The 24,590-nt window shown below is 63.9% G+C and carries 23 protein-coding genes and 1 pseudogene; 12 read left to right on the forward strand and 12 right to left on the reverse strand.

All coding sequences use genetic code 11. The features are described from left to right. Nucleotides 1-65 precede the first annotated feature (65 nt). Complete coding sequence (locus tag CXY81_RS02010; RefSeq protein WP_104193801.1) at nucleotides 66-1,079, reverse strand: NYN domain-containing protein; 1,014 nt, start codon at nucleotides 1,077-1,079, stop codon at nucleotides 66-68. A gap of 249 nt (nucleotides 1,080-1,328) precedes the next feature. Between CXY81_RS02010 and CXY81_RS02015 the strand changes: the two genes are divergently transcribed. Next, the gene (locus CXY81_RS02015) at nucleotides 1,329-2,630 is read left to right on the forward strand and encodes an HNH endonuclease signature motif containing protein (protein ID WP_158251976.1); all 1,302 of its coding nucleotides are present in this window, start codon (nucleotides 1,329-1,331) and stop codon (nucleotides 2,628-2,630) included. 196 nt (nucleotides 2,631-2,826) lie between these two features. Here the strand turns inward: CXY81_RS02015 and CXY81_RS02020 are convergent, their stop codons facing one another. Then, nucleotides 2,827-3,618 carry an N-formylglutamate amidohydrolase gene (locus CXY81_RS02020; protein ID WP_104193803.1) on the reverse strand — a complete coding sequence of 264 codons (792 nt, stop codon included), beginning with the start codon at nucleotides 3,616-3,618 and terminating at the stop codon, nucleotides 2,827-2,829. A 175-nt stretch (nucleotides 3,619-3,793) separates the two neighbouring features. Here CXY81_RS02020 and CXY81_RS02025 point away from each other — a divergent pair, with 175 nt between their 5' ends. Then, nucleotides 3,794-4,612, forward strand: coding sequence for a nuclease-related domain-containing protein (locus CXY81_RS02025; RefSeq protein ID WP_104193804.1), 819 nt, complete (start codon nucleotides 3,794-3,796; stop codon nucleotides 4,610-4,612). A 191-nt stretch (nucleotides 4,613-4,803) separates the two neighbouring features. Here the strand turns inward: CXY81_RS02025 and CXY81_RS02030 are convergent, their stop codons facing one another. The 3 genes from CXY81_RS02030 to CXY81_RS02040 form a co-directional block, all read right to left on the reverse strand. Further along, nucleotides 4,804-5,694 (reverse strand): hypothetical protein, encoded by an 891-nt coding sequence (locus CXY81_RS02030; RefSeq protein WP_104193805.1) that lies wholly within the window; start codon nucleotides 5,692-5,694, stop codon nucleotides 4,804-4,806. Between the two features lie 77 nt (nucleotides 5,695-5,771). After that, complete coding sequence (locus CXY81_RS02035; RefSeq protein WP_104193806.1) at nucleotides 5,772-6,686, reverse strand: YDG/SRA domain-containing protein; 915 nt, start codon at nucleotides 6,684-6,686, stop codon at nucleotides 5,772-5,774. 688 nt (nucleotides 6,687-7,374) lie between these two features. Next, a complete protein-coding gene (locus CXY81_RS02040) occupies nucleotides 7,375-8,619 on the reverse strand; it encodes an IS256 family transposase (protein ID WP_104193807.1) in 1,245 nt (414 codons plus the stop codon). 337 nt (nucleotides 8,620-8,956) lie between these two features. On the opposite strand from CXY81_RS02040, the gene CXY81_RS02045 reads away from it, so the two are divergent. Next, nucleotides 8,957-9,844 (forward strand): hypothetical protein, encoded by an 888-nt coding sequence (locus CXY81_RS02045; protein WP_146067585.1) that lies wholly within the window; start codon nucleotides 8,957-8,959, stop codon nucleotides 9,842-9,844. Between the two features lie 177 nt (nucleotides 9,845-10,021). After that, the gene (locus CXY81_RS02050) at nucleotides 10,022-11,056 is read left to right on the forward strand and encodes an NADPH:quinone reductase (RefSeq protein WP_104193809.1); all 1,035 of its coding nucleotides are present in this window, start codon (nucleotides 10,022-10,024) and stop codon (nucleotides 11,054-11,056) included. Nucleotides 11,057-11,108: 52 nt separating this feature from the next. On the opposite strand, the gene deoC (CXY81_RS02055) is transcribed toward CXY81_RS02050, so the two are convergent. Genes deoC (CXY81_RS02055) through deoD form a run of 3 tightly spaced genes read right to left on the reverse strand, consistent with a single transcriptional unit; the run spans nucleotide 11,109 to nucleotide 13,993 of the window. Continuing rightward, the gene (deoC, locus tag CXY81_RS02055; RefSeq protein WP_104193810.1) at nucleotides 11,109-11,813 is read right to left on the reverse strand and encodes a deoxyribose-phosphate aldolase; all 705 of its coding nucleotides are present in this window, start codon (nucleotides 11,811-11,813) and stop codon (nucleotides 11,109-11,111) included. Nucleotides 11,814-11,822: 9 nt separating this feature from the next. After that, nucleotides 11,823-13,229, reverse strand: coding sequence for an MFS transporter (locus tag CXY81_RS02060; RefSeq protein WP_104193811.1), 1,407 nt, complete (start codon nucleotides 13,227-13,229; stop codon nucleotides 11,823-11,825). Then, nucleotides 13,229-13,993 carry a purine-nucleoside phosphorylase gene (deoD, locus tag CXY81_RS02065; protein WP_369828327.1) on the reverse strand — a complete coding sequence of 255 codons (765 nt, stop codon included), beginning with the start codon at nucleotides 13,991-13,993 and terminating at the stop codon, nucleotides 13,229-13,231. Before deoD ends, CXY81_RS02060 begins: the two co-directional genes overlap by 1 nt. 86 nt (nucleotides 13,994-14,079) lie before the next feature. On the opposite strand from deoD, the gene CXY81_RS02070 reads away from it, so the two are divergent. Continuing rightward, nucleotides 14,080-14,871, forward strand: coding sequence for a GntR family transcriptional regulator (locus CXY81_RS02070; protein ID WP_104193813.1), 792 nt, complete (start codon nucleotides 14,080-14,082; stop codon nucleotides 14,869-14,871). 164 nt (nucleotides 14,872-15,035) lie between these two features. On the opposite strand, the gene deoC (CXY81_RS02075) is transcribed toward CXY81_RS02070, so the two are convergent. Further along, nucleotides 15,036-15,575, reverse strand: coding sequence for a deoxyribose-phosphate aldolase (deoC, locus tag CXY81_RS02075; protein WP_104193821.1), 540 nt, complete (start codon nucleotides 15,573-15,575; stop codon nucleotides 15,036-15,038). Between the two features lie 310 nt (nucleotides 15,576-15,885). Then, nucleotides 15,886-16,482: a hypothetical protein gene (locus CXY81_RS02080; RefSeq protein ID WP_146067586.1), complete on the reverse strand. Its 597-nt coding sequence runs from the start codon at nucleotides 16,480-16,482 to the stop codon at nucleotides 15,886-15,888. Between the two features lie 181 nt (nucleotides 16,483-16,663). Here CXY81_RS02080 and CXY81_RS02085 point away from each other — a divergent pair. Continuing rightward, a pseudogene (locus CXY81_RS02085) lies at nucleotides 16,664-18,058 on the forward strand (IS1380 family transposase). Nucleotides 18,059-18,202: 144 nt separating this feature from the next. On the opposite strand, the gene CXY81_RS02090 reads toward CXY81_RS02085, so the two are convergent. Then, nucleotides 18,203-18,634 (reverse strand): Lrp/AsnC family transcriptional regulator, encoded by a 432-nt coding sequence (locus CXY81_RS02090; RefSeq protein WP_104171452.1) that lies wholly within the window; start codon nucleotides 18,632-18,634, stop codon nucleotides 18,203-18,205. Between the two features lie 138 nt (nucleotides 18,635-18,772). Between CXY81_RS02090 and CXY81_RS15960 the strand changes: the two genes are divergently transcribed. The 6 genes from CXY81_RS15960 to arcC all read left to right on the forward strand — a co-directional run bounded on the left by CXY81_RS15960 (nucleotide 18,773) and on the right by arcC (nucleotide 23,966). Then, nucleotides 18,773-18,919: a hypothetical protein gene (locus tag CXY81_RS15960; RefSeq protein WP_134544171.1), complete on the forward strand. Its 147-nt coding sequence runs from the start codon at nucleotides 18,773-18,775 to the stop codon at nucleotides 18,917-18,919. 45 nt (nucleotides 18,920-18,964) lie between these two features. After that, nucleotides 18,965-19,102 carry a hypothetical protein gene (locus tag CXY81_RS16255; protein WP_158251977.1) on the forward strand — a complete coding sequence of 46 codons (138 nt, stop codon included), beginning with the start codon at nucleotides 18,965-18,967 and terminating at the stop codon, nucleotides 19,100-19,102. 252 nt (nucleotides 19,103-19,354) lie between these two features. Next, nucleotides 19,355-20,773 carry an amino acid permease gene (locus CXY81_RS02095; protein WP_104171451.1) on the forward strand — a complete coding sequence of 473 codons (1,419 nt, stop codon included), beginning with the start codon at nucleotides 19,355-19,357 and terminating at the stop codon, nucleotides 20,771-20,773. A 33-nt stretch (nucleotides 20,774-20,806) separates the two neighbouring features. Beyond that, nucleotides 20,807-22,036 (forward strand): arginine deiminase, encoded by a 1,230-nt coding sequence (locus CXY81_RS02100; protein WP_104171450.1) that lies wholly within the window; start codon nucleotides 20,807-20,809, stop codon nucleotides 22,034-22,036. Then, entirely contained in the window at nucleotides 22,033-23,034 is a 1,002-nt protein-coding gene (gene argF / locus CXY81_RS02105; protein WP_104193815.1) for an ornithine carbamoyltransferase, read from the forward strand. The genes CXY81_RS02100 and argF overlap by 4 nt, the downstream gene beginning before the upstream one ends. Beyond that, the gene (gene arcC / locus CXY81_RS02110; protein WP_104171448.1) at nucleotides 23,034-23,966 is read left to right on the forward strand and encodes a carbamate kinase; all 933 of its coding nucleotides are present in this window, start codon (nucleotides 23,034-23,036) and stop codon (nucleotides 23,964-23,966) included. Before argF ends, arcC begins: the two co-directional genes overlap by 1 nt. A 208-nt stretch (nucleotides 23,967-24,174) precedes the next feature. Here the strand turns inward: arcC and CXY81_RS02115 are convergent, their stop codons facing one another. Then, on the reverse strand, nucleotides 24,175-24,402 hold the full coding sequence (locus CXY81_RS02115) for an antibiotic biosynthesis monooxygenase (RefSeq protein WP_104193816.1): 228 nt from the start codon (nucleotides 24,400-24,402) through the stop codon (nucleotides 24,175-24,177). Nucleotides 24,403-24,590: the final 188 nt, after the last annotated feature.

Consider the following 24,590-nt stretch of genomic DNA (forward strand, 5'->3'; position numbering starts at 1 on the left):
GGCTGGGCGGGTAGGCATCCGTTTCAGCCTGCTCGACCGGCGGGCCACCCTAGATCAGCCGGCCGCTACCGCACCTTCAGCAGGATCGGGGCGGTGGGGCTCGCCTGCTGGAACTCGACCGTCTGATGCCTGGACTTGAGGAAGTCCGAGAACTGATTGAAGCCCAGCGCGCGTTCCTGAAACGTCGGGTCCAACCGTCGCATCGTGCTCTTCAGCGTGGCGGCATGCTGCCACTCCAGGTGGTTCGCGGCGAGGTGTTCCATCGCCCGCAGCAGCAGCGCCGTCGCCGCTTTCTTGGCCCTGGGGCTGAGATCGAGATCGACTGGCGGCACAGCGGGGCCGGCGGATGGCGCGGTCTGCCGAGGCGTCGCATCCGTCAGCGTCTGAGCCTTGCTCGTGGCGACGATCTTGGCGACCGGGGGCTTCTTCGGCGCCGTTTTCTGGGTTGCGGGTTGGGATTGGGCGACGGATGCCGTCACCACCGACGGCACCGGAGTGACGGGCATCACGCGCATGACCCCGGGCAGCGAATCGTAGTCCGCGAACGTGTCGCAGGCCGCGGCCAGCGCGCTGCTCGTTGAGCCGGACACCCCGATGCCGATCACGACCCGGCCCAGCTGCTTGCAGCGCTGCACGAGCGGGATGTAGTCGGAGTCGCCGGCGACGATCACGATGTGGGTGAGATCGTCCAGGCGGAACAGGTGTTCCATCACGTCGATGGTCAGAGCGATGTCGGCACCGTTCTTCAGCGTCGACACGGCCGGGAACAGTTGGGTGAGGTTGACGGCACGATCGACCAGTTGCCTCCGGTAGCGCGCATTGACCGGCGCCGACCAATCGGCGTAGGCGCGACTGACCGCGATCGGCCCGATGATCGCCGCATAGTCCAGGATCGCCCCGACGTCGACCAGGGCCTGCTGGATGCGCGTGGCGACCTCGGTCGCGGGCTGAATCGACACGCGGCCGCGCACCTTGTCCCGGCCGAAGGCGCCGTCGCCGTGCAACTGGTTGTACCGCGAGATGACGATGTTGTCGAAGTCGAGATAGACGCCGACTCGCGGATGCGACTGCTCAGACATGCGGATGCTCCTCCAGGGTTGATCTCCAAGACGAGCGTCGTGCAAGTCCCCCGGTTACAGCATCGCGGATGGGGGAGCGGGCCAGTGACTTCCGGTGCCGCACAGGACCCCCAGTACGGGAGGTCGGGCTGCCCCTCGGCCCTCACCGCACACCCCCGACTACTCCTCCACAAAACCACTTTGACCAGCTTATTCACACTCCCGTGCCACGGCCGTCGAATGTCAGTGGCACCCCGTAACGTGACTGCTATGACCACCTCAGTCAGCACCTCGCAGGCCCAGCTCGGCTCGCGTTTCGACGCGATAGCCGCCGTCGACCGCAGCCTCGCGCGGGGCTTCGCACAGCGGGCCGACCTGATCGATGACGCCCGCAGGTTCAGCGAAGCCACGGCCGCGAGCGCTTCCCGCAACACGAGCTCCCGGTGGGACCCCGACGAGATCGCCCGGCGCGAATTCTCGAGCGAACTGGCCTGCACCCTGCGTATTCCCGCACCCACTGCCGAGGGTCTGATCGCCGAGTCCCGGGCCCTGGCCGAAAACCTCCCCGGCACCCGGGCGGCGCTGCAAGCCGGCGAGATCAGCTACCGACACGCCCAGGTGATCATCGGGCAGGCCCTCTCGGTGCCCGCCGCGGCGCTGCCCGATTTCGAGGAGGCGCTGCTGCCGGCCGCGCGCGCTCTGACGGCGGCCAAGCTCAAGCACAAGGCCCGCGTGCTCCGCGAGCGCCTGCACCCGGAGTCCATCACCGCCCGGCGGGAGAAGTCCTTCGCGGAACGCACCTCCTGGGTGCAGGCGGAACCCGACGGAATGGCGACGCTGAGCCTGACCACGAGCGCCGACGTCGTGCACGCCATCTTCGCCCGGGCGAACGACGCCGCGCGCAGCCTGCAGGGGCCGGGGGAGCCGCGTTCCCTAACCCAGGTGCGCACCGACGTGATGACCGACCTGCTGATCGACGGGGTGACTCCGTCGGGAATCGGCACGGGCATCCGTGCCACGGTCCAGATCACGGTCCCGGTGATGACCCTCCTCGGCCACAGCGAAGAACCCGGCTACCTCGAGGGCTACGGGCCGATTGACCCCGACACCGCCCGCGACCTGGCCTCGCGAGCACCGAGCTTCACGCGCATCCTGGTTCATCCCGAAACCGGGGTCGTGCTTTCGGTCGGCCGCACACGCTACAAGGTGACGAAAGAGCTCCGGCGGTTCCTCCGCCTGCGCGACGAAACCTGCCGCTTCGCCGGTTGCAACCAGCCCGCGCGCGGCGCCGACCTCGACCATACCCATGAATGGCAAGACCTCGGCCACACCGCCCACGACAACCTTGCCCATCTCTGTCCGGGCTGCCATGCGTTGAAGACGGAAACCGGGTGGACGGTGAAACAAGAGCCAGGCGGCATCCTCACCTGGCACTCACCGACCGGACGCCCATTCGTGACGGAACCGGCCACCCCGATCGCCACTCCGGGTGCACCCTCGGGTGCGTCTCGGGCCGGCGCCGGGCCGCCGAGACCCGCCCGGCCGCCGCTGCCCGATGAGGCCCCGTTCTAACCAGCGCCGTTTCGATGCAAACGGATGCCCGACCGCCGCTACCAGGTGTCTGGACTACCGCTACCATCAAGCGCTATCAAGCGCTACTCGCCACAGGGCTTGCCCGGGATTGACGAAGGCGCGTCGTGGCAACTCGATGGTTTGCGCGCGACCGTGGGAGAGCGCGTACGTTCCGGTAGTGACCGTCCGCGTCGTTTTAGCCGTAACGAACCTGATCAATCAGCCGCTGCAATGACCTCTGAAGTGACGCGAACCCCTCCGGTTTCCGAGTCACCGTGGCCTCGTCCAGGTAGACGTCCCGGCGAATCTCGAGCATCACCGAACTCACGCGTGCATCACTGCGGTAGTGCTTGAGCGGCACGTACGAGCCCGCGAACGGCGCATTGGCGTGCGCGTCGAGGTCAGGGAAGCATCCGTCAACCGTGGCCAGAAGGTCGACGGATGCGTGGAACGGCTCCGACCCGACGCAGAGCGGCGCCCGGTAGCCGCCGCCGTGCAGCTCATCCGACAGCAGGGCCTCCGGGTAGGAATGAACGTCGAAGATCACGGCTCGCCCGTGCACGGCCGGCGTTGCGTCCGTGAGCTCGGTGAACCGGGCCGAGTAGGTGGCGAAGTAGTCCATCAGGAGCTTCTCGTCGTCGACGGGCACCCGCCGGATCTCCTGGCTCCGGGAGCCGTGGGTGTAGAGCACGCCCATGCCGACCGCGTTCATCTCCTCGGTTTCGTCGGGGAACCGCTCCACGTCGACCGCGAACCGGGAGAGCCCGTTGATGACCGCGCTCGCGCCCGTGATGGCGGCGACGAGTTCGTCGGTGAAGTGGTCGGTCATGACGTCTTTCTCGGCCTCCAACTCGGCCGGTGAGATGACATAGGAGTGCAGGTGCTCCGCCGGAATGGCACGCCCGCCGTGCGGTGCGTGCAGGATCACGGGTGACGTCGCCGAGTTGTCGATCGGGCGGAATAGCGCGGTTTCGGTGTGGGTGGTCATCGGGTGCCTCCAGGCCGTGACGCTCCCGGTCGGAAGCAGTTCAGGGACTCAGGGGCCACCGACATTCGGGATCGCGGTCCTCGACGACACAACGGGCAAGAGCGGCGTGCCCGTTCTGGGGCTGTAGTCAGCGAGCCCCGCCCGATAGATTCGACCTGGGGAAACGGGGGGATTCATGACTATTGAGGCGCCATCGATGAGGCAGCAGTTCGCGGCCCAGTCGGCCATCGAGGAACTGCTGCGGCAGCACGCCGACACGCCGGCCCGGTCGGCCTTCGGTCGGTTCTTCGGGCATTCGCCGCTCAGCGAAGAGAGCGTCAGTTGGTACCTGGGCGCCCTGGGCGAGATCGCCGTCGGTCAGGTCCTCGCGACCCTGCCCGCCGAGTGGACATCCTTCCACGCTCTCCCAATCGGGAAGAAGGGCGCGGACATCGACCACATCGTCATCGGCCCCGGTGGAGTCTTCACGATCAACACCAAGCACCACGCAGGTAAACGCGTCTGGGTCGGCGGGCGCACCATCATGGTTTCCGGACAGAAACAGCCCTACGTTCGCAACTCCGAATACGAGGCCGGCCGGGTCACGAAGCTGCTGCGAGAACGGATGCCCCTGCTCCCGGCCGCGCAACCGGTGCTGGCCCTGGTGAGCCCTCAGACGCTGACGATCAAGACCAAACCGGAGCAGCTGAAGGTCGTCGTTGATACCGGCCTGCGACGCTGGCTGCTGAAGCGTCCTGAGGTCCTCGCGGCGGTCGAACTGGAGCGGCTTTCCGCGATCATTGACGACCCTGCAACGTGGCCGCCGGCACTGTTCCCTCCAACCAAGAACCCGATGCAGCGTTTCATGGTGCTTCGCTCAGAGGTGCGCTCCGCGCGGACGCGGAGAGCGCTGTGGAAAATGCTCGGCTTCGTGACACTGTCTGCCGTGTTCCTCACGGCGTGGCAGCCGGTGTCTGCCGCGCTGGTCGCCTTCCTCACCGGTGGTCTACCGTGAGTGGGTCTCTGCTGAGCGCGACAAGGGCGCAACCGATTCCCCCGAAGCTGTTGACATCGCCCCGGACTGGGTCGTTCCCATTCACACCGAGAGCCCTAGCCTGTACTCAACGACGTTCGGCCTCCCGGTCAGAGCCGACGGAGATGGAATGTGGTGGACGGTCTGAAGTCTCCAGGCTCGATGTGCGACGGCTAGCTCCCGATTCCTAGGCGGCGATTGTGAGCAGCGATCACCCCGGCCCAGGCTTCTGTCTCTTGGACAGAGATGCGTTCATTGCGCACGTCAATGGTCTCGGTCGGAGAGTAGATATGTAGAAAGCTGCTGGCAGTCGAGGTGATCTGAGGGCAATAGAAGAGGAACTTTTCCCGTACCTTCGTCTCGATCGGTAAACCGTCGGTGCTCAATTTTTGGCGTAGAGGCGCGCGGACAGGAACAGCGACGGCCGTGTAGGCGTCCGTTCCCGGCCCGAAGACGCGCCATGCAGCACCATCAACACCGAAAAGCGCGCCCAATTGGGATTCCAGATCAACACCCAGCAGGATGTTGGCGGAGAGTAAGACTCTCTTGTCGAGAAGACAGAGAGCCAGGCTGAGCGTGTGTCCAGCCGCGAGGCCTTCCTCGCCGACCGAGTCGATTGCCTGTCGCATGCGTCCAAGCAAGACCTGCAGATTGGCGCTGTTCGTGCGCTCCAGAGTGTGGAACCACAAGCCATCAACCGCCTCAGGGACGAGCTTCTCGAAATCAATATGAAGGCTCTCGAGCGAGGGTAGACCTGCCTTCAACTCGACGTTAAGAACGCGATCAACAGCGGACCGGGTGCCGTGAACCGTGACGTCGATTCTCCCGCTTAGCGCGCTGGCACCGGTCTGAGAATACGTCTCGAGAGTCGGCGTTTCGACCGAATAGAACCACGGGCTACTCTCGAGAACCTGGCAGAGCAGGACTCTGGATTCCTGTTCGCTCACGCGCACTGTGCCGGTGCGTTTGAACGGAAAAATCAGGCTTGGCCCATTGTCCAGATCGCCGTGAACAGACCACATCTGCTGAGAGAGGGGGTGACAAAGGTCTTCGACGACATCCATAGGCCAAATGTAGACGACAGCAGTCGAAGCGCTGCGGGCACTCCACCCCCAGAAGGAGTCCCAGCGGTATCCGTGGCCTACGTTGACGGCTGCAACAGACGTATGTCGCTCGACAAACCACGTGCGCCCAACCAGAGGGTTCGGTGGTAGACGGCATTCGAAGCTGCGACGATGTGGTGTTTGCGGAAGGAAAGGGTGGCAATCGGCGTCATCGTCCGAGTTTCAACGGCCTCCATCTCGTCTGTTAAAAAGAGTCCACCCAGATCGAACTGGGTGTGGTGGTTCGGGCAGAGACACAGGATATTGCTCAGAGCATCATGGCCAAGATGGGGTCGCCCCAACGGTCTAACGTGAGCTCCCTCGGCATAGAACGTACTGTTCGAGGTCGGGATTGCCTGTTCACACACCTGACACTCATAGTCGTAGAGCTTCTTCACCTCACGCGCCAGCTGCGAGTCTCGAATCCGGCGGGACACGACAGTCGTGGCAAATTCCGGGTCGGGCAGGTTCAACGCCTGCGGCTCCAGCGGGGTTTGTTCATCGATTCGCTCAAGTCGGAAGCGAATGATTTGGAAACCATCCCGACCCGACTCCATCCACCATTGGGTGACCAAGTAGAGCCCCGAATAGACGTAGCCCGCCGGGGGTGCAAACGGAGAACCCTTGTGTTTTCCTCGCACGACACGAACGGGCAGAGCTTTGGCATGGCTCGTGATGAGACCAGCATTGCCTGAGGCATCCGGAGACTGATCCGCGAATTGACGCGGGCTGTTGGGGTCTTTGCCGCCGTGACCGGAGTAGATGATGTAATCGCCATTGTCCTCGTCGTCGACGTAGCCGCCAGAAATGACGATCGAGTCGGAGCCCTCCAACTTCGTGCCGCTGATGCCGGCCTGAGTTGGGCGATGGACGAATGCTTCGTGAAGCTCGCGACGGTCAATGAAGAATTGGCCGACTCTGACCCCTGCCGGTGTTCCAAAAAATCTACTCATCGTGAAGCCCCCACCAGTCACCCTATCGAGGGGCTACAACAAATTGTGCAGGCTGGGGGCTGTTTGCTTTGCAAAATGTCCACACGTTGCTCGGGATGGGCGGACGCGATCATGGGCTGCCCGTCGGTATCGCGAGAGACTTGTGCGCAGCGGCGCAATAAAATTTGCGCGATGCATCACGCGCATCGCGTGTCAATGGGCGCAGGGTGCCCTGGGTGGCACGGCACGGCCAGTGCCACTGGCAGGCGGGGCACTCAGCGATCCAGCTCTCCCGTTTGGCGAGGGCATCCTTCATCACGACCGTGAGCGGTCCCGCGAAAACGCCAGGGCCACCACTCTCAGCAGGTTCCCCTCCGCACCGAGTGAGACGTCGCCACTTTTCAGTAATCGCGCCGGAGGGTGGACCTTGTCGGGGTCTCGCCGCTCATTGGTCAGGGTATGAGCCTGCCAGGAACTCAGATTCTCACACTCAGCGTCGGTTGCGCTCTTAGATAGATCGGGATGAGCTAGTTGGGCGCACAAGAGCAGCAGTGCCATCGGTCGATCACCACGGTCTGTAGCTCGAGCTCGAACCCCGCAGCGCACCTCCTAGTGACAACTGCGCGCACCATAAGACTATTGGCGCGCTGGGGTCACGTCCCGCTGGGTGGTGTAATTCCTCGTCACCGTGCGGGTCAGTTGGTTTAGTTTAGGCGGCAGCGAGTTCGGGGAGAATCACCGCCTCGTCGATGACTTCGATGGGGTTGTTCATTGTGGTCAGCTCGAGCATGGAGGCTTCGGAGAAGTAGCGGCGTTCGCCAGCTTCCCATTCATCGTGTTGCTCGATCAGGACTGACCCGGCCAGGCGCAGCAGGGCGGCAGCGTTGGGGAAGACGCCGACGACGTCGGTGCGGCGTTTGATCTCCTTGTTGACCCGTTCCAACGGATTCGTGGACCAGATCTGTCGCCAGTGGCGCCGCGGAAAAGCAGCGAACGCGAGCATGTCGGGTTGCGCGTCGGTGAGCATCGCCGCAACTTTGGGGTGCGAGCGGCCGAGCATGGTGGTGACCTCGCGGAACTGCTTCTCGATGTGTTCGCGGTCGGGCTGGGCGAAGATGGTGCGGATGATCGAGGCGACCATCTCCTGCGATCCCTTCGGCACGACCGCGAGGACGTTGCGCATGAAGTGCACCCGGCATCTCTGCCAGCCAGCGCCTTGAAAGACGGTCCCGATGGCTTTCTTCAGCCCGGTGTGAGCGTCAGACATGACCAGCTTCACCCCATCCAGACCTCGAGTCTTCAACGACCGCAGGAAGCTGGTCCAGAAGCCTTCGTTTTCACTGTCGCCAACGTCGAACCCAAGAACTTCCCGGCGCCCGTCGGCGGCCACGCCGATCGCGACGACGACTGCTTGGGAGACGATCCGGTGCCCGACGCGCGCTTTGCAGTAGGTGGCGTCGAGGAACACGTAGGGGAAGTCTTGTGCGGCGAGGGTCCGATCCCGAAACTCCGCCACTTCCGCATCGAGGCCGGCGCAGATCCGGGACACTTCGGACTTGGAGATCCCGGTGTCAGCGCCGAGGGCCTTGACCAGGTCGTCGACTTTGCGGGTCGAGACGCCGTGGACGTAGGCCTCCATCACGACCGCGAACAGGGCCTGGTCCACCCGGCGGCGGCGCTCCAGCAGCGCGGGGAAGAACGACCCGACGCGCAGCTTCGGGATCTTCAAATCAAGATCCCCGGCCGTGGTCGACAACGTCCGGGATCGAGTCCCGTTGCGGTGGGTGGTGAGGTCTCCGTTGCGTTCGAACGGGGCGGCACCGATGAACGCGGTCGCCTCCGCATCGATCAGTTCTTGATAGAGAGTTTCGGTCGCGACGCGGATGCGGTCGGTGACATCGGTGAGTTTGAGTTCTCCCAGCAGGGTGAGCAGGGCAGACTGGTCTAGAGCCATCGTGTGGTGTCCTTTGTGAGTTCTTTGATCGGTGCTCACTGACCATCCCACGGTGGCTCTTCACGTTGACGAAGCAACACTCAGAAGCCGGAAACCACACCACTCACAGGGACGTAACCCGCGCTGGGAATATCGGACATCGGACTTCCTCACTGTTCTCGCCCAGACCTGACATGACGGGCACACAGTTCTTGCGGCTCCCAACGTTTGTTCGACGGTGTCGTTGCCCGACTTGTGTGAGTCTGCCAGGAGCCAAGATTAGCCAGCACGAGTCACCGAAGCGGACCTTGTGCCGCGAGCTCAGAGAGGAAGTGCTCTGGTTGGCAGGGGCGCGAAATTGATTCTTGAACGCAGATTGCTCGAGGTAATGAGCCCAGTTATGGGGTGTCTGATCAGCAATTTCACGGTGATCAAACAGGATACGTTGAGCAAAGCGCCAGAATCGAGGCGGTTTCGAACACGAAAGAGGAAATTTCAAATGGGGGAAAGAACAAATTCGTTCCTGGCAGGGGCTGCTGGCGGCCTGATCAGTTCAGTTGCGCTGAACGCGCCACGAGGCACGTTCCGTAAGATCTGGAACATTCTCTGCATCGTCTTTTTACCGATGTGGGCCGCGCTCTTCGGGGCAGCCAACGGGCGGGCCGGCGCTACGGCTGCATTTGGGATCATCGTTTTCGGAGGGCTGTGCACCCTCTTCGCAGGGGTTGCCTCCGTGAAAGTTTTCTCCGGCGGGGCAAAAATCACTAAAACGGTGGCACTTTGGTGGGGCGCATTTGCGGCTTACGGGACCATCGGCAAGGGCTTCATTCTGTCCCCCATCGCACTGCTCCTCGTGGCTGCAACAACTTCGGTCTTCAGCGCAGGAGCAACGTCGAGTCTCTTGTCAGCCCTGACCGTGATATCCGCAGTGGTAGTTGGAGCAGTAGTCGGGCGGGCTGAGAAGGCACGCCTCATCGGTGAAGAGCAGTATGTGGATGGTCTACTCCACCAGATCTCGATGGTGTTTGGCAGTCCCTTGGAGGACGGCTCCGTCTCGTGGGGTGCGGAGCCGGGTTCCATCGTCATCTCGCCGATCCCGTTCGGAGCCAGCCGCACCATGGGACAGCTTTCGGACCTTCATGGCCGCTGCGGTGAATTCGCACCCGGTTTTGAGGTCACGGAGCTTGCATCCCACCGAGTCGTCTTTTCTCCGGTCAGGGGAGACATGGCAAGCATCAACGAGTAGAACCAGGCTGTCCGGGGCTCAGGACGATGACTTGTCATCATCTTGGGTTCACGCCCACTTGTGCTGGCCTTTCGACGGCTGCAGGTGGGCAGGGCAATTGCGCTTGACGATCGGATCAGTGGTCGGAGTCCACTCAGGAGAGGGAAACATTCCACCCCCACCCGCGTTACCCCTGACATGAAGTCCATTGTGTACAACCAGACCGGTGACCCGTCCGTGCTCCACCTCGTCGATCGGCCGGTGACCGAACCCGAAGCCGGCGAGGTGCGGGTGCGGATCGTGGTCAGCGCCGTCAACCCCACCGACTGGAAGTCGCGCCGCGGCTCGGCACCGGGCCAGGCGCTCGCGTTCGACGACGTCGTGCCCGGGCAGGACGGCGCCGGAATCGTCGAAGCGGTCGGAGACGGCGTGCAGCACGTCAGCGTGGGGCACCGGGTGTGGCTGGCACTGGCTGCGTATCAGCGCGCGAACAGCGGCACGGCCCAGGAACACGCCGTGCTGCCCGCGGAGCGAGTCTTCGCGCTGCCCGCCAATGCGAGCTTCGACCAGGGCGCGAGCCTCGGAGTGCCGGCGATCACGGCGTACCGCGCGCTGACGGTGGCCGAAGACGGTCCGCGGCGGCTGCACCCGGGGGCGCTCGCCGGCAAGGTCGTGCTCGTGGCCGGCGGAGCAGGTGCGGTCGGGCACGCGGCGATCCAGCTCGCCCGGTGGGCGGGGGCATCCGTCATCACGACCGTGAGCGGGCCGTCGAAAGCGGCGCTCGCCACGGCTGCCGGCGCGCAGCACGTGCTCACCTACACCGACCCGGATGTCGTCGACCAGATCCGGGCGATCGCGCCCGACGGCGTCGACCAGATCGTCGAGGTCGCACCGGCCCAGAATTCGCGGCTCGACCTGGCCGTCATCCGCAATCGCGGGTCGATCGCGGTCTATGCCAACAACGGTGGCGACCAGGTGACGCTCGACGTGCGCCAGCACTTCAGCCTCAACGTGCGCTACCAGTTCGTGCTGCTCTACACGGTGGGCGCCGACGTGATCCGGGCGGCGGCCGAGGACATCAACGCCGCGCTCGCCGACGGCGCCCTGGCCGTGGGGGAGGAGGCCGGGCTGACCCTGCACCGCTTCGACCTCGCGCACACCGCGGATGCCCACGCCCTGGTCGAGAGCGGCGCGGTCGGGAAGGTGCTGATCGACGTGTCGGCCGACCGGTAGGAACTCGCGCGCCAGGCTCGCACACGATGCAATGTGCGAGCCCAGCCGATGCTCAGTAGCTGCCGACCGCTTCGGCCGTGGTCGCACCGGAGAGCAGTGCCGCGCTACCGGAGACTCCGAGGCGGGTGGCTCCGGCTTCGATCATGGCCAGGGCGTCGTCAAAGGTTCGCACCCCGCCCGACGCCTTCACTTCGGCTCGGTCGCCCACGGTCTGCTTCATCAGGCGCACCGCGTGCACGGTCGCCCCGCCAGCGGGGTGGAAGCCGGTGGAGGTCTTCACGAAGTCGGCACCCACAGCGACGGATGCCTGGCAGGCGCCAACGATCTCGGCATCGGTCAGCGCAGCGGATTCGATGATCACCTTGAGCACCTTCGGCGCGGGAACGCAGGCCCGCACGGCCGCGATGTCGGCCTGCACATCCGTGAACCGGCCGGCCTTGACGGCACCGATGTCGATGACCATGTCGATCTCGTCGGCTCCTTGCTCGATGGCGAGCGCGGCCTCGGCGGCCTTGATGCGGCTGTGGTGCTTGCCGCTGGGGAAACCACAGACAACCGCGACCTTGAGCTCGGAGCCGGCGGGGATCGTGAGTGGCAGCATCGACGGGGAGACACAGATCGAGTAGGTGCCGAGCCTGATGGCCTCGGCGATGAGTGCGGTCACGTCTGCTGCGGTGGCCTCGGGCTTGAGGAGGGTGTGGTCGATGTGGTTGGCGACGATGGCCGTGCTGAGGGTAGAGGTGGGGGCGGAAATCATGGTTTGTCCTTAGTTGGTGACGGGTGCGGGTGCGGGTTCGCCTTGGCGCTCCAGAACCACGACGAAGGCGCGGTAGAGCACCAGGCCGAGGGCAGCGACCGCCGCGAGAATCAACAACACCGTTCCGTAAGAGGCCGCCTGGTCGGTGCCGACGATCCCCCCAAGCAGGTTGGGCTTCAGGTTCATCAGTGCTGCGGTGTAGGCGATGCCGATCGGCACGGCGATGTTGATGGTGAGGTTGTAGAAGCCGATGGCGATACCCGAATTCTCGACCGGCACCCGCATAATGGCGGTCGAGACGAGTGGACCGTACATCAACGCAAAGCCCATTCCGAACAAGATCATCGAGATCACGAAGATCCCGATCCACTTGTCCACCACCAGAGCCGGGATCAGCATCGAGGCGATGATCACGATCAACGCCGTGGTGATGGCCTGCTTGGATGTGAGGACCCGGGCGATTTTGCCGGTGGCCGAGCCGACTATCACGGCGGCGATATAGCCGGGGATCAGCAGCAGGGAGACCTCTCCGAGGTTGTAGCCGTAGATGTCGGATACCAGGAACGGGAAGAGGAAGGTGTAGCCCAGCTGGACCGAGTAGATGACGAACACCACGATGATCATCAGCGAGTATTGAGCGTTGGCGAAGAACGCGATGGTGATCACGGCGTTTTCGTGGGTTCGGATGTGCCAGATGAACAGGATCAGCCCCGCGACGACTGGCAGCAGGTACCACAAGTTGAAGTTCTGCATGAACAGGATGATGCCGGTGGCGAACACCGCGATCAGGAAAAGCCCGAACACGTCCACGTGGCCCTCATTCGTTGCCTCCGCAGCAACCGTACGGAGCACGACCGGGATGGTCAGCAGGGAAAGTACGGTGACCAGGAAGAAGGCCGCCCAGCCGATGTAGGTGGCGATGAAGCCGCTGCCGACGGTGCCGATCAGTAGCGACAGCTGGAAGGCTGCGGTGCTGAAGCCCAGGTACTTCTTCTGCTCGTCGCCTCTGAAATGCTTGGTGACGTAGATCACGTAGAGGGTCTCGGCGGCCGCCAAGCCAGCGGTCTGGATCAGCCGGCCGACCAGGATCAGCCAGAAGTTGGTCTGGAAGATGAAGCCGACGATCGACCCGATCGTCATCACGAGGATCGCGAAAATGATGAGTTTCCGGATGCTGATCGAGTCGGCCAGCGCGGCGTACACCACGGCACCGATACCGATCAGGATGCCGGTCAGCGTGGCTTGCAGGCTGACAGTGTTGACGGGCAGGTTGAGATCCAGCGCCAGCGCCGGCGACATGAACTTGAAGCCATTGTCCAGCACCAGCGAAAACACGAAGAGGAACAGCAGGATGGGGACGGCCCGGGTCGGGTTGAAAACCGGAGTTGGACGCGTGGCGCGAGTCGCGGTGCTCATCAGATCAGTTCCAGCGCGATCTCGATCATTCCGGTGAAGGCGGTCTGCCGTTCCTCGGGGGTGGTCTTGGCGTTGGTGACGAGCTGGTCGCTGACGGTGAAGATGCCCAGCGCATCGACGCCCCCGGCCGCGGCGTTGGCGTACAGCCCTGCCGACTCCATCTCGGCGGCCAGGATTCCCATCTTCATCCACTTCCCCATGGCGTCAGGATCGGCGCCGTAGAACAGATCGGACGAGAGCACATTGCCCACGTGGGTGCGTTGACCGCGCTCGTCGGCGATCCGTTTGGCGTGCTCGAGCAGCCGGTACGACGACAGCGGCGCCCATGAACCGGGCAGGTTGAACTGGTGCAGGTAGTTGGAGTCGGTAGACGCGCCCTGGGCGATGACCACGTCGTAGAGCTCCATGTTCTCCTGCATGGCGCCGCAGCTGCCCACCCGGATCAGGTTCTTGACCCCAAAAAAGTGGATCAGCTCATAGCTATAGAGCGAGATGGAAGGGATACCCATACCCGTGCCCATTACGGACACGGGACGCCCCCGGTAAGTGCCCGTAAAGCCCAACATGTTACGAACCTCGTTGAAGCACCGGATGTCGTCGAAGTAGGTCTCGGCGATGAATTTCGCTCGCAGCGGGTCCCCCGGAAGGAGGATCGTCTCGGCGATGTCCACCCCTTTCGGATCAATGTGCGGCGTGCTGCTCGTGGGGGGATACAGACCCTTCATCGTTGACGGTGATCCGACTCTCGTGGTGGTTGAACTCATGTTGACCCCTTCGTCTGAATAGTATGAAGTTATACCTCTCAGGTAGCATATCAAATGTGATACGTTCGGGGTGACAAGGAGGTCTCGTGACGACCCGTTTGGAACCGCACCCGTTCTTTCACCAGCAGCTCCACCTCGCCGTCGGCCAGCCGATTCGAGTCGCCGTCTACACGCGGCTCGCAGATGGAATCCGCTCTGGCGTGTTCCGGCTCGGCGAAATGCTGCCGAGGGAAACAGAGCTCTCGGCAATGCTCGGCGTCAGCCGCACACCCGTACGCGAGGCGCTGATGCTCCTCGAAGAAGACGGGTTACTGGTCACCCGTCGCGGAGTTGGACGATTCGTAACGGACTTCATCCCGCACGGCGGACTGGAGCAGCTTCGGCCATTTGAGATCGCCCTAGCCGACCCGAACATGACGTTGACTGTCCAGCCGGTGCGCTTCGAGTTGGAAGGGGTTACAGACTTCGTGTCCCACCGACTCTCGCTCGACCCGGCTGCCAACGCCTGGATCCGCGAGAGCGTCTTGCTGCAGGATGGCGTTCCCGTTGCCACTGTTCAAGAGCATCTCCCCGCTGGGCGCTACCTCAGTGATGTGAGCGCGCGAATCGCATCCGAACTCTCGGAGATCGCCGCCGAACCACGGACACTCCTCGCATCCATGCAGGCCAACGGCCACGTCTTCACAAACAGCGTGTGCCAGATCGTCGCAACCGACGCTGGCCCCACGCGAGCGAAACTGCTGAACATAGGGCCGTCAGCGGCGGTCCTCATCCTCACCCAGACAGCGGAGCACGGCGGAGTTCCGATCTACGCCGCAAAATGTGTCGTCGCGCCCGGCCACGGGTCACTGTCGGTAAGGCAACATAACCCGAACTAGGGGTGCTTTTCGGCTGGGGTCAGGCTGAATGTGGGCGACCCGGTCGGCGGCCACGTCGGCCCGTTGTCGAGCGCATGCAGTGCGAACGCGCGCGGAACGATGCGACGGTTCTAGGCGAGCAGACCTGTCCGCCCAATTGAGTTCGGCGAGGCCGGCACGGACGCCTAGTAGGTGCTGGTCGGGACGGCGCGCGTGCTGCCGCTGAGCAGTGCGGCGCTGCCGGAGACGCCGAGGCGACTCGCGCCCGCGGCGATCATGGTGCGGGCATCGTCGAAGCTGCGCACGCCGCCCGATGCCTTCACCTGGGCTCGGTCGCCCACGGTCTGCTTCATCAGGCGCACGGCGTGCTCGGTCGCCCCGCCGGCGGGGTGGACGCCGGTGGAGGTCTTCACGAAGTCGGCGCCCACGGCTACGGCGGCCTGGCACACGGCGACGATCTCGGCATCCGTCAACGCTGCAGATTCGATGATGACCTTGAGCACCTTCGGCGCCGGGATGCTCGCGCGCACGGCGGCGATGTCGGCCTGCACGTCGTCGAAGCGGCCGGCCTCGGCCGAACCGATGTCGATGACCATGTCGATCTCGTCGGCGCCCTGCTCGATGGCGAGCGCGGCCTCGGCGGCTTTGGCGGTGGCCTCGGGCGTGAGCAGGGTGTGGTCGATCTGGCGGGCGACGCTTCTGGCGTCGGGGGCGAGAATGGTCATGAGGTGCATCTTTCGTTGGTGAGGGGTTTGGAGGTGCCCGGCGGCGTGCCGGGGTGGCCGGCGAGGGTGGCGTGCGCAGCGTTGATGACCGCGTGAGGTCGATGCCGCGGCCCGCCTCGACGGCCACGCGATCGCTGGAAGCCGAGTGTTAGCTGCGATCGCCCGGTGGCAGGATAGGACCACCAAACTTATCGATTGCCGATTCTGGATGCTGAACCGCGCTGTGCCGCGTCGGGTTCCGTTCTACCTCGACGACGTCGAGAGTCGCGACGAGCCTCGCCAACGCGGAAAGGGTCGGTGCCGGTCCTTGTTACTTCTGGTCCTTCAGAACGGCCACGCCGAGGTCATGAACGCTCTGGTCCGTCGCGGCGGCCCAGGACTGGAGCGTTCCAGCGATCGCGAGGATGCTGCCCTCCAAGATCGTCAATCCGTCGTACCGGCCGTGCAGTGCGGCAACCGCTTCCAATGCTCGCCCTTTTCGCGCCAGCGCGACTATGTCTGTCCCCGTGGCACGGGAACGGCTCGACCAGTCAGGGATCCGCGTACGAGCAAGCAGCTTGGTGAGGCTGGCATCACGATGCCACGAATCGAGCAGGCCGAGGCTCACCCCGATGACATGAGCGACCGATGGTTCGCCAGTCTCCTTCGGCTCCGGGGCGATGCCACGAATCACGGCCTCAGTACTCTGCACGTCGCCCGAGCTGATTGCTTCCGACGCCGACAGGAGCACGGTCAACGTATTCGACCTGGTCACGCCGATCGGCGTGAATCGTTCCAGGTTTGTTCGCTCAACCGCGCGTGCGAGTGCCGCGTTCAAGGCAGCCATGTCGAAACTCGACGGATCATTGACATCTATGCCATCTTCCGCCAAGAGCGGTGCCATCTCCTGAAGAAGGTCATTGGCCATACCTGGCCGGTGGACCATGCCGGCTGCGCCGAATGCGCTTCGGAAGTTGGGGTCGTCTAAGCCTGAATCCACCGATCGGACTTGGGATCTAGCGGCGCGTTAAACAGAGAATGCCCTTCTTATCAGGGAAAATTGTACTTACCACAGAACAATTCAACTGATCCAGAAGGACATCTCGTAGATGCAAGTTTTGCACACCACCCGCGCCGTGTCGCACGTCTTCGATGACTCCAACCTCGTGTCTTCTGCGGGTTTGGTCCCGGCGATGAAACTGGCCGAGAGAGCGGGCCTGCGACGGCTGGCCGACAAATGGTTGAGCGTCCCCACGGACAAGGGCGCGAACGCCGGCCTGAAGATCGCGTCCCTGGTTGCCGGGATGGTGGCCGGTGCGGATGCCATTGACGACATGGCCGTGTTGCGTCACGGCGGAATGCGCAAGCTCTTCGCCCACCTCTACGCACCGTCGACGCTCGGGTCGTTCCTGCGCGCGTTCACGTTCGGCCATGTGCGCCAGCTTGATGCCGTCGCGTCCCGGTTCCTGATCAACCTCGCTGCCCTGAGCCCGCTGATCAGCCCGGAACCTGACGACTATGTGTTCCTGGACGTGGACGACACCATCATCGAGGTCCACGGGCACCAGAAACAAGGCGCCAGCTTCGGCTACTCCGGGGTCCGCGGGCTCAACGCGATCCTCGCCACACTGAAATCGGTCACCGGCGCGCCGATCCTTCTCGCCCAGCGTCTGCGCCGGGGTGCCTGCTCGTCCCCGCACGGCGCGACCCGGCTGATCCGGGACGCCCTCGCCACTCTCCGCCGCCTGCCTGGGATGACCGCCGCCCGGATCCTGTTCCGCGCCGATTCCGCGTTCTACACTTTCGTGGCCATCCACGCCGCTATGGCTGGCGGCGCGGACGTCTCTGTCACTGCCTGCCTCGATTCCGCCGTCAGGAAGCGCATCGCGGCCATCCCGGCGACCGGGTGGACGCCGATCAAGTAAACCCATGCGATCTTTGACGAGGACACCCGAACCTGGATCTCCGACGCTGAAGTCGCCGAGATTCCCTACACTGCATTCACCTCACGGAAGAAGTCGGACCACATCAGCGGCCGCCTCGTCGTGCGCCGCATCCCGGAGCTGAACAAGCACAAACTCGCCGGCCAGGCCACGCTCTTCGACCTGCACCGCTTCCACGCGTTCTTCACCACCAGCACACTGGACACGGTCACCGCGGATAAAACCCACCGCGCCCATGCGGCCATCGAGCTCGTGAATTCCGACCTGAAGAGCTGCGCCCTGGCCCACATGCCCTCCGGTGTATTCGCCGCCAACGCAGCCTGGCTAATCCTGGCCGTCATCGCCTTCAACCTCACCCGCGCCACCGCGGTGACCGCCGGCACCGGTCTGGCCCGGGCCACGACCGCGACCATCCGCCGGAAACTGATCAACATCCCCGCGAGGATCGCCTCGTCAGCCCGGCGCATCACACTGAACCTGCCCGAGAACTGGCCCTGGGAAACCGGCTGGGCCCACCTCTTCGACCACGCCTTCGCACCACCGAGCCCAACCCCGACCTGACCCGCCCGCCCCGACCCGGCACGACCTGGAAGCCAAGTGGAACAACGCGAGCAGCGAGGCTCAGCGCACAACCACGCCCCAGCACGCCGCCGCAACTCAAATCAGAAAACGACTCCCAACCTCAGCCGGTCGGTGGAATGAGGCTTAGGACAGCGTCGAACTGAGCAGCAGACTCGTCTCGCTGTTAACGACGCCCTCGACGGAGCGAATCTGGCCGAGTAGCCGGTCGAAGTTGCTCAGCGTGTCGGTCCGGATCTCGGCCACCAGGTCCCAGCCGCCGTTCGTGGTGTGTAGTGCCCGGACTTCGGGAAAGCCGCGAAGTTGGCTGATCGCCCGATCTGTTGAGCGCCCCTCGACCTCGATGAGCGCGATCGCCCGGATCGAGTCGGGATCCCGCTCTTCGCGAACCCGGACGGAGAATCCGAGGACGGTGCCCGTGTCCAGCAGCCGCTGCAGCCGGATGTTCACCGTTGCCCTCGTGACTCCGAGGTCATGGGCGAGCGTGGTGACGGGGGTTCGCCCGTCCGCCCGCAGCGCGCCGATTAGGCGGCGATCGAGGTCATCGAGCGTATGCATGATTCACACTGTACAGCCAGGGTAACCATCTTGAAAGATTAATGGAACATATTGGCTCGTTCTGCTCGTTACGCGTGCACATTGCCCGGTCATAGGCTGATTACAGAAAACAAAAAGAAGGTTGTCGTGGTGCGTTTTATGAACGTAAAGAACATCACCGCCCGGCCGTTCGGCTTCGACATCGTCGTGGTAGCGAGCGTGCGGGACGCGGTGGCGGGCGCCGACATCATCACGACCTTCACTACTGATAAGACCCAGGCGGCGGGGCGCACGCACTACGACTAGATCGCCATCTTCGACTCGGTCGATTTTGCCATCGAAGACTTTTCGGTGCTGCGCTACCTGCGCGATTCGGCCGCCGGCGCCTCATTCTTCGTCGAACTCGATCTGATCGCCGGTCCCTTCGATCCCAAGAATCTCTTCGGTCTGGTCGCTGACGTTATTGTCTCGATTTCTGCTCGGCCGTAAGCGCTGGCTCTTTGGGGCGGTGATCGGCGTGCCGTCAATGTTAAGTTCAACCAATGCGTTTCTTAAAACCTGATCAGGCATTGCCCTGCGTCGGTTTCTGACACGCTCCACCGAAATGCACGGCAGATTTCAAGAAAATCCGTTTCAAGAACATCCGTGAACTCGCCACTTAGTTCCCTCGGCCGCTAAGCCCGGAAACCTTTCGACCTGACGATCGGATGTCAAATATCCGTATCAACGCCGGAGGTCATCATGGTCCAACCAAGGTCCGAGGTCGGGTCTGTCCCGACCGAGCCCGAGGGGCGCACAACCGAGCGCGCCCTGTCCCTGCCTCAGTCGACTGCACTGATTATGGGCAGTATCATCGGTGTCGGCATCTTCTCGCTGCCCTACGCATTAGCGTCGTATGGCCCGATCAGCCTGGTCGCCATGGGCCTCGCCACCGTCGGGGCGGTCGCGCTTGCGCTGATGTTCGCGGTGATGTCGCGACGCCTGCCGGCTGCCGGCGGACCGTATGCCTATGCACGCTCAGGGTTCGGCAACGCGGCCGGGTTCGTTAACGCCTGGTCCTACTGGATCACGGCATGGGCGGGCAATGCGGCGATCGTCGTCGGCTGGGTGTACTACGTCGAGCACTTCCTAAACAAGGACGGCGCGGTCGGCTGGTCCATCCTGATCGCCCTCGTCGGGTTGTGGATCCCGGCCGTGATCAACCTGACTGGCGTGCGCGTGATGGGTTCGGTCCAAGTCTGGACGACGGTGCTGAAGTTCATCCCGCTGGCCATCATGTCGACCGTCGGGTTGTTCTTCATCAAGGCGGGGAACTTCACGCCGTGGAACCTCAGCGGTGACAGCAGCCTGTCGGCGATCGGTGGAGCGATGGCGATCGCACTGTTTAGCTATTTGGGCGTCGAGACCGCGGCCGTTGCCGCGGCGAAGGTCCGCGATCCCGAACGGAATGTCCCGAAGGCGACCATCTACGGCACGCTCGCTAGCGCCATCGTCTACCTGCTGTCGATGGTTGCCGTGTTCGGCATCGTGCCCGCCTCGCAGTTGGCTATGGACGTGAACAAGGCGTCCTACTCCGTCGCGGCCAACTCGATCGTCGGCGGCGGTTCCTGGGCCGGGGACTTGGTGGCGTTGGCCGTCATCGTCTCCGGTATCGGCGCGCTGAACGGCTGGACAATGATCTGCGCGGAGATGCCGTTGGCTGCCGCGAAGGACGGGCTGTTCCCGGCGCGGTTCGGGAGCCTGTCGCGGCGCCGGGTTCCGGCCTTCGGGATCATCGCGTCCACCGCGCTGGCGTCGGTCGCCGTGGTGATCAGCTATCTGGGAACCAGCGGCTCAACGGTGTTTACCACCCTGGTTCTGATGACCGGGATCACGGCGGCCGTGCCCTACGCATTCTCCGCCTTGGTCCAGATCAAGTGGCGTTGGCGGGACAGCCACCCAGTCCACACGTCGAGGTTCGCTTTCGATGTGTCGGTGGCGGTCGTGGCGCTGATCTTCTCGGTCGCCTTCATCTACTACTCCAGGAACACCAGCGACTTGTGGTACGTCGTCTGGGGCCCGTTCCTGATGGCCGGCGGCGCGTTCGTCGTCGGGATCCCGGTCTACCTTGCGCAGCGGCACCGGATGACTAAGCCGGCCCCCGTGCCCGAGTACCGCTGAGCATTTACACCATCAATATAGTAAGGAATAGCCATGCCATTTCGTGTTGAATCCGAGGTAGGAGTGCTGCGCCAGGTGATCGTCCACCGGCCGGGTCTCGAGCTCAGCCGGCTGACCCCGGACAACGTCGACGACCTGCTCTTCGACGACGTCATGTGGGCCGATCGGGCTAGGGAAGAGCACGACGCGTTCGTCGGCCAGCTCAGAGAGCGCAACGTGACGGTGCACTACTTCCGCGAACTGCTCGCCGCGGCGCTGGACGCGCCGGGTGCCCGGGAGTTCCTGCAGAAGTGTCTGACCACGGCCATCCGGTTCGGGCCCGCGCTGGACAAGCCGCTGGAGCGGATCGTCGACCAAACGTCGTCGGAGGTGCTTTCCGAGCTCCTGATCGGGGGCGTGCTCAAGAGTGACGTCATGCCGATGCTGCACACGCCCAGCCTTCTGATGGAGTCCCTCGGCATCGACGACTTCCTGCTGCGGCCCCTGCCGAACCACCTGTTCCAGCGCGATAACTCGTCCTGGATCTACGGCGCCCTGAGCATCAACCCGATGGCCAAGCAGGCCCGCAAACGCGAGACCATCAACTCCCGCCTGATCTACAAGTTCCACCCGATGTTCCGCGACGCCGGGCTGGAGATCGTCTACGGCGACGATTTCCTGCCCCACGAGCCCGCTACCGTCGAGGGCGGCGATGTGCTCGTGATCGGTAATGGGGTGCTGATGATCGGGATGGGCGAGCGGACCTCGCCCCAGGGGGTCGAGACACTTGCCCGACTGCTCTTCCAAGGCGGCCATGTCCGCCAGGTGATCGTCGTCGAGCTGCCGAAGGAGCGGGCGTTCATGCACCTGGACACCGCCATGACAATGGTCGACAGCGACGCGTTCTCCGTTTATCCGTACCTGCCCGAGACGCTGCGCGCGTTCATGCTCACCCCGGTGGGGTCCGGCGGCGACTACGACATTACGGAGCACACGGACCTGTTTCCTCTCGTGGCCGAGGCCCTCGGCGTCGACAAGGTCCGGGTCCTGCGCACCCCAATCGATCGCGCGGGTGCGCAGCGAGAGCAGTGGAACGATGGGAACAACTTCCTCGCCGTTTCCCCCGGCGTCGTGCTGGGTTATGAGCGGAACACGACCGCCAATCGATACCTCGCCGACGAGGGCATCGAAGTCGTACCCGTCGTGGGATCCGAGCTCGGCCGCGGGCGCGGCGGTCCGCGATGTCTGTCCTGTCCAATCGAAAGAGATGCGGTGATCCTGTGAGCTTTAACCTGCACAACCGGAGTTTCCTTAAGGAAGTCGACTTCACCCCGAAGGAGTGGAAGTTCCTCCTCGGGCTGGCCGCGGACCTCAAGGCAGCCAAATACGCCGGCACTGAGCTGCCGCGGCTAACCGGGAAGAACATCGCCCTCATCTTCGAGAAGACCTCCACCCGGACCCGCTGCGCCATGGAGGTCGCCGCGCACGACCAGGGCGCCCACGTGACCTACCTCGATCCGAGCGGGTCACAGATGGGGCACAAGGAGTCCGTTAAGGACACCGCGCGGGTGCTGGGCGGGATGTTCGACGCCATCGAGTATCGCGGCTCGGCGCAGACCAACGTCGAGACGCTGGCCGCGTCGTCGGGTGTGCCGGTGTGGAACGGGTTGACGGACGAGTGGCATCCCACCCAGGCGCTGTGCGACATGCTCACGATGCGCGAGCACTCCACCAAGAACGACCACGAGATCGCCTTCGCGTACCTCGGAGACGCGCACAACAACGTCGCGAACTCGCTGCTGGTGGCAGGGGCGCTGATGGGCATGGACGTGCGCATCGTGGCCCCCCGCCAGCTGTGGAACACCGACGATGTGATCGCGGCCGCCCAGACGATCGCCGAGAGCACGGGCGCGCGGCTGACCCACACTGAGGACGTCGCCGAGGGCGTGGCCGGGGTCGACTTCATCTACACCGACATCTGGGTCTCCATGGGCGAGCCCAAGGAAACTTGGGACGAACGCATCGCCGCCCTGCTTCCCTACCAGGTCACCGCGGACGTCTTGACTAAGACCAGCAACCCCGACGTCAAGTTCATGCACTGCCTGCCGGCGTTCCACGACCGGAACACGGCCGTCGGGGAACAGTTGTTCAAGCAGACCGGCCTCGGCGAGCTTGAGGTCACGGACGAGGTGTTCGAGTCGTCCAGCTCCATCGTGTTCGCTCAGGCCGAGAACCGGATGCACTCGATCAAGGCGATCATGGTCGCCACCCTGGGTTCCTGATGCGCCTCGTGGTCGCTCTCGGCGGCAACGCGCTCCAGGAGCGCGGCGCCCCGATGACGGTGCAAAACCAACGTGCCAACGTCGCCAAGGCGTGCGCCGCGCTGGCGCCAATCGCCCAGGAGCATCAGCTGGTGATCTCCCACGGCAACGGGCCGCAGGTCGGGCTGCTCGCGCTCCAGGCGGCCGCCTACGACCACACGTCCGAGTACCCTTTCGACGTCCTGGGCGCCCAGACCGAGGGAATGATCGGGTACATGATCGAACAAGAACTCGGCAACCGACTCCCGTTCGAAAAGTCGATCGCGACGATCCTGACAATGACCGAGGTGGACCCGGCAGACCCGGCGTTCACGGACCCGACGAAGTTTGTCGGGCCGGTGTACGACGCCGACGAGGCGCGTCGCCTGGCGGTGCTGCGGGGGTGGGTTATCAAACCCGACGGCGACCACTGGCGTCGGGTGGTGCCCTCGCCCATGCCGCAGCGGATCTTCGAGCTGAGCACGATCAAAACGCTGGTGGCGGCCGACACGGTGGTGATCTGCGCCGGCGGCGGTGGCATACCCACCATGTACCAGCCCGGCTCCCGCAAACTCATCGGCGTCGACGCCGTGATCGACAAGGACCGGGCCAGCGCGGTGCTGGCCCGGGACCTCAAGGCCGACTCCCTAGTGATCGCCACCGACGCGGACGCCGTCTACACCGGCTGGGGGACGCCAGAACAGCGCGCCATCATGCTCGTCCACCCGGACACGCTCGCGGGCTTCGACTTCCCGGCGGGCTCGATGGGACCCAAGGTTGAGGCGGCGATCGACTTCGCCCGCAACACCGGTCGCGACGCCTTCATCGGATCCCTGACAGAGTTGCCGGCGCTCCTGGACGGAACCGCGGGTACCCGGGTTTCCGTGACAGCCAACGGCGTGGCCTACCGCTGACCCCGCAGCGGTCCCACGACGCCGGTCCACGGCGGCTGACGGGGACGACAGAAACCTGCCCGGGCCGACTCAACGGTCCGGGCAGGTGCGCGTATACGGCAGGTTGGGCAGCGCGGCCTTCTCTCGCAACCAGGTCATGACAGGAGGAACGACCTCGACAATAAAGTTGGCGATCGGAGTCAAAACGCGAATCAGTTCGCCGATTTTCTCAACCAGCAACGTGCGTGGCCCGACGCTGAAGTCCTCGCGTGTGAGCTTTCACGGAATCCCAATCCGCAAGAAGAACATATAAGTTCGGCGATCCCATTGATCTTGACAAGGATAAGGAACGAAACCCGGGCTGGCCGCCAATCAGAGGACGCGCTTGCTTGAACGCGACCTCGAACTCGACCTTGGAACCGGCCAGCACCGGAAAAAATGCATGCTCAAGGATCATGCCCTCGGCCTCTCAGACCTGCTCCGGAGCCAAATCGGCGGGAGGTCAGTGGGTCCCGCTCAGCCTCAATACCGTTCAGTTAAGCGTTCTCGTGTTACGTTGTGGCTATGGCGCGTACAGGGTGGGTAAAGCCGGTCTCTGATCGCCGGTTGTCGGATTTGGTGTCGGTTGGTTTGTTGACCCGGGTG

It is taken from the genome of Cryobacterium sp. M25 (assembly GCF_002929635.1).
GTDB lineage: Bacteria > Actinomycetota > Actinomycetes > Actinomycetales > Microbacteriaceae > Cryobacterium > Cryobacterium sandaracinum.

Bases quoted from the DNA above. Each gene is read 5' to 3' on its own strand.
- CXY81_RS02010 (WP_104193801.1), bottom strand. From the start codon at position 1,079: ATGTCTGAGCAGTCGCATCCGCGAGTCGGCGTCTATCTCGACTTCGAC.
- CXY81_RS02015 (WP_158251976.1), top strand. From the start codon at position 1,329: ATGACCACCTCAGTCAGCACCTCGCAGGCCCAGCTCGGCTCGCGTTTC.
- CXY81_RS02020 (WP_104193803.1), bottom strand. From the start codon at position 3,618: ATGACCACCCACACCGAAACCGCGCTATTCCGCCCGATCGACAACTCG.
- CXY81_RS02025 (WP_104193804.1), top strand. From the start codon at position 3,794: ATGACTATTGAGGCGCCATCGATGAGGCAGCAGTTCGCGGCCCAGTCG.
- CXY81_RS02030 (WP_104193805.1), bottom strand. From the start codon at position 5,694: ATGGATGTCGTCGAAGACCTTTGTCACCCCCTCTCTCAGCAGATGTGG.
- CXY81_RS02035 (WP_104193806.1), bottom strand. From the start codon at position 6,686: ATGAGTAGATTTTTTGGAACACCGGCAGGGGTCAGAGTCGGCCAATTC.
- CXY81_RS02040 (WP_104193807.1), bottom strand. From the start codon at position 8,619: ATGGCTCTAGACCAGTCTGCCCTGCTCACCCTGCTGGGAGAACTCAAA.
- CXY81_RS02050 (WP_104193809.1), top strand. From the start codon at position 10,022: ATGAAGTCCATTGTGTACAACCAGACCGGTGACCCGTCCGTGCTCCAC.
- deoC (WP_104193810.1), bottom strand. From the start codon at position 11,813: ATGATTTCCGCCCCCACCTCTACCCTCAGCACGGCCATCGTCGCCAAC.
- CXY81_RS02060 (WP_104193811.1), bottom strand. From the start codon at position 13,229: ATGAGCACCGCGACTCGCGCCACGCGTCCAACTCCGGTTTTCAACCCG.
- deoD (WP_369828327.1), bottom strand. From the start codon at position 13,993: ATGAGTTCAACCACCACGAGAGTCGGATCACCGTCAACGATGAAGGGT.
- deoC (WP_104193821.1), bottom strand. From the start codon at position 15,575: ATGACCATTCTCGCCCCCGACGCCAGAAGCGTCGCCCGCCAGATCGAC.
- CXY81_RS02080 (WP_146067586.1), bottom strand. From the start codon at position 16,482: ATGGCCAATGACCTTCTTCAGGAGATGGCACCGCTCTTGGCGGAAGAT.
- CXY81_RS02090 (WP_104171452.1), bottom strand. From the start codon at position 18,634: ATGCATACGCTCGATGACCTCGATCGCCGCCTAATCGGCGCGCTGCGG.
- CXY81_RS15960 (WP_134544171.1), top strand. From the start codon at position 18,773: ATGAACGTAAAGAACATCACCGCCCGGCCGTTCGGCTTCGACATCGTC.
- CXY81_RS02095 (WP_104171451.1), top strand. From the start codon at position 19,355: ATGGTCCAACCAAGGTCCGAGGTCGGGTCTGTCCCGACCGAGCCCGAG.
- CXY81_RS02100 (WP_104171450.1), top strand. From the start codon at position 20,807: ATGCCATTTCGTGTTGAATCCGAGGTAGGAGTGCTGCGCCAGGTGATC.
- arcC (WP_104171448.1), top strand. From the start codon at position 23,034: ATGCGCCTCGTGGTCGCTCTCGGCGGCAACGCGCTCCAGGAGCGCGGC.
- CXY81_RS02115 (WP_104193816.1), bottom strand. From the start codon at position 24,402: ATGATCCTTGAGCATGCATTTTTTCCGGTGCTGGCCGGTTCCAAGGTC.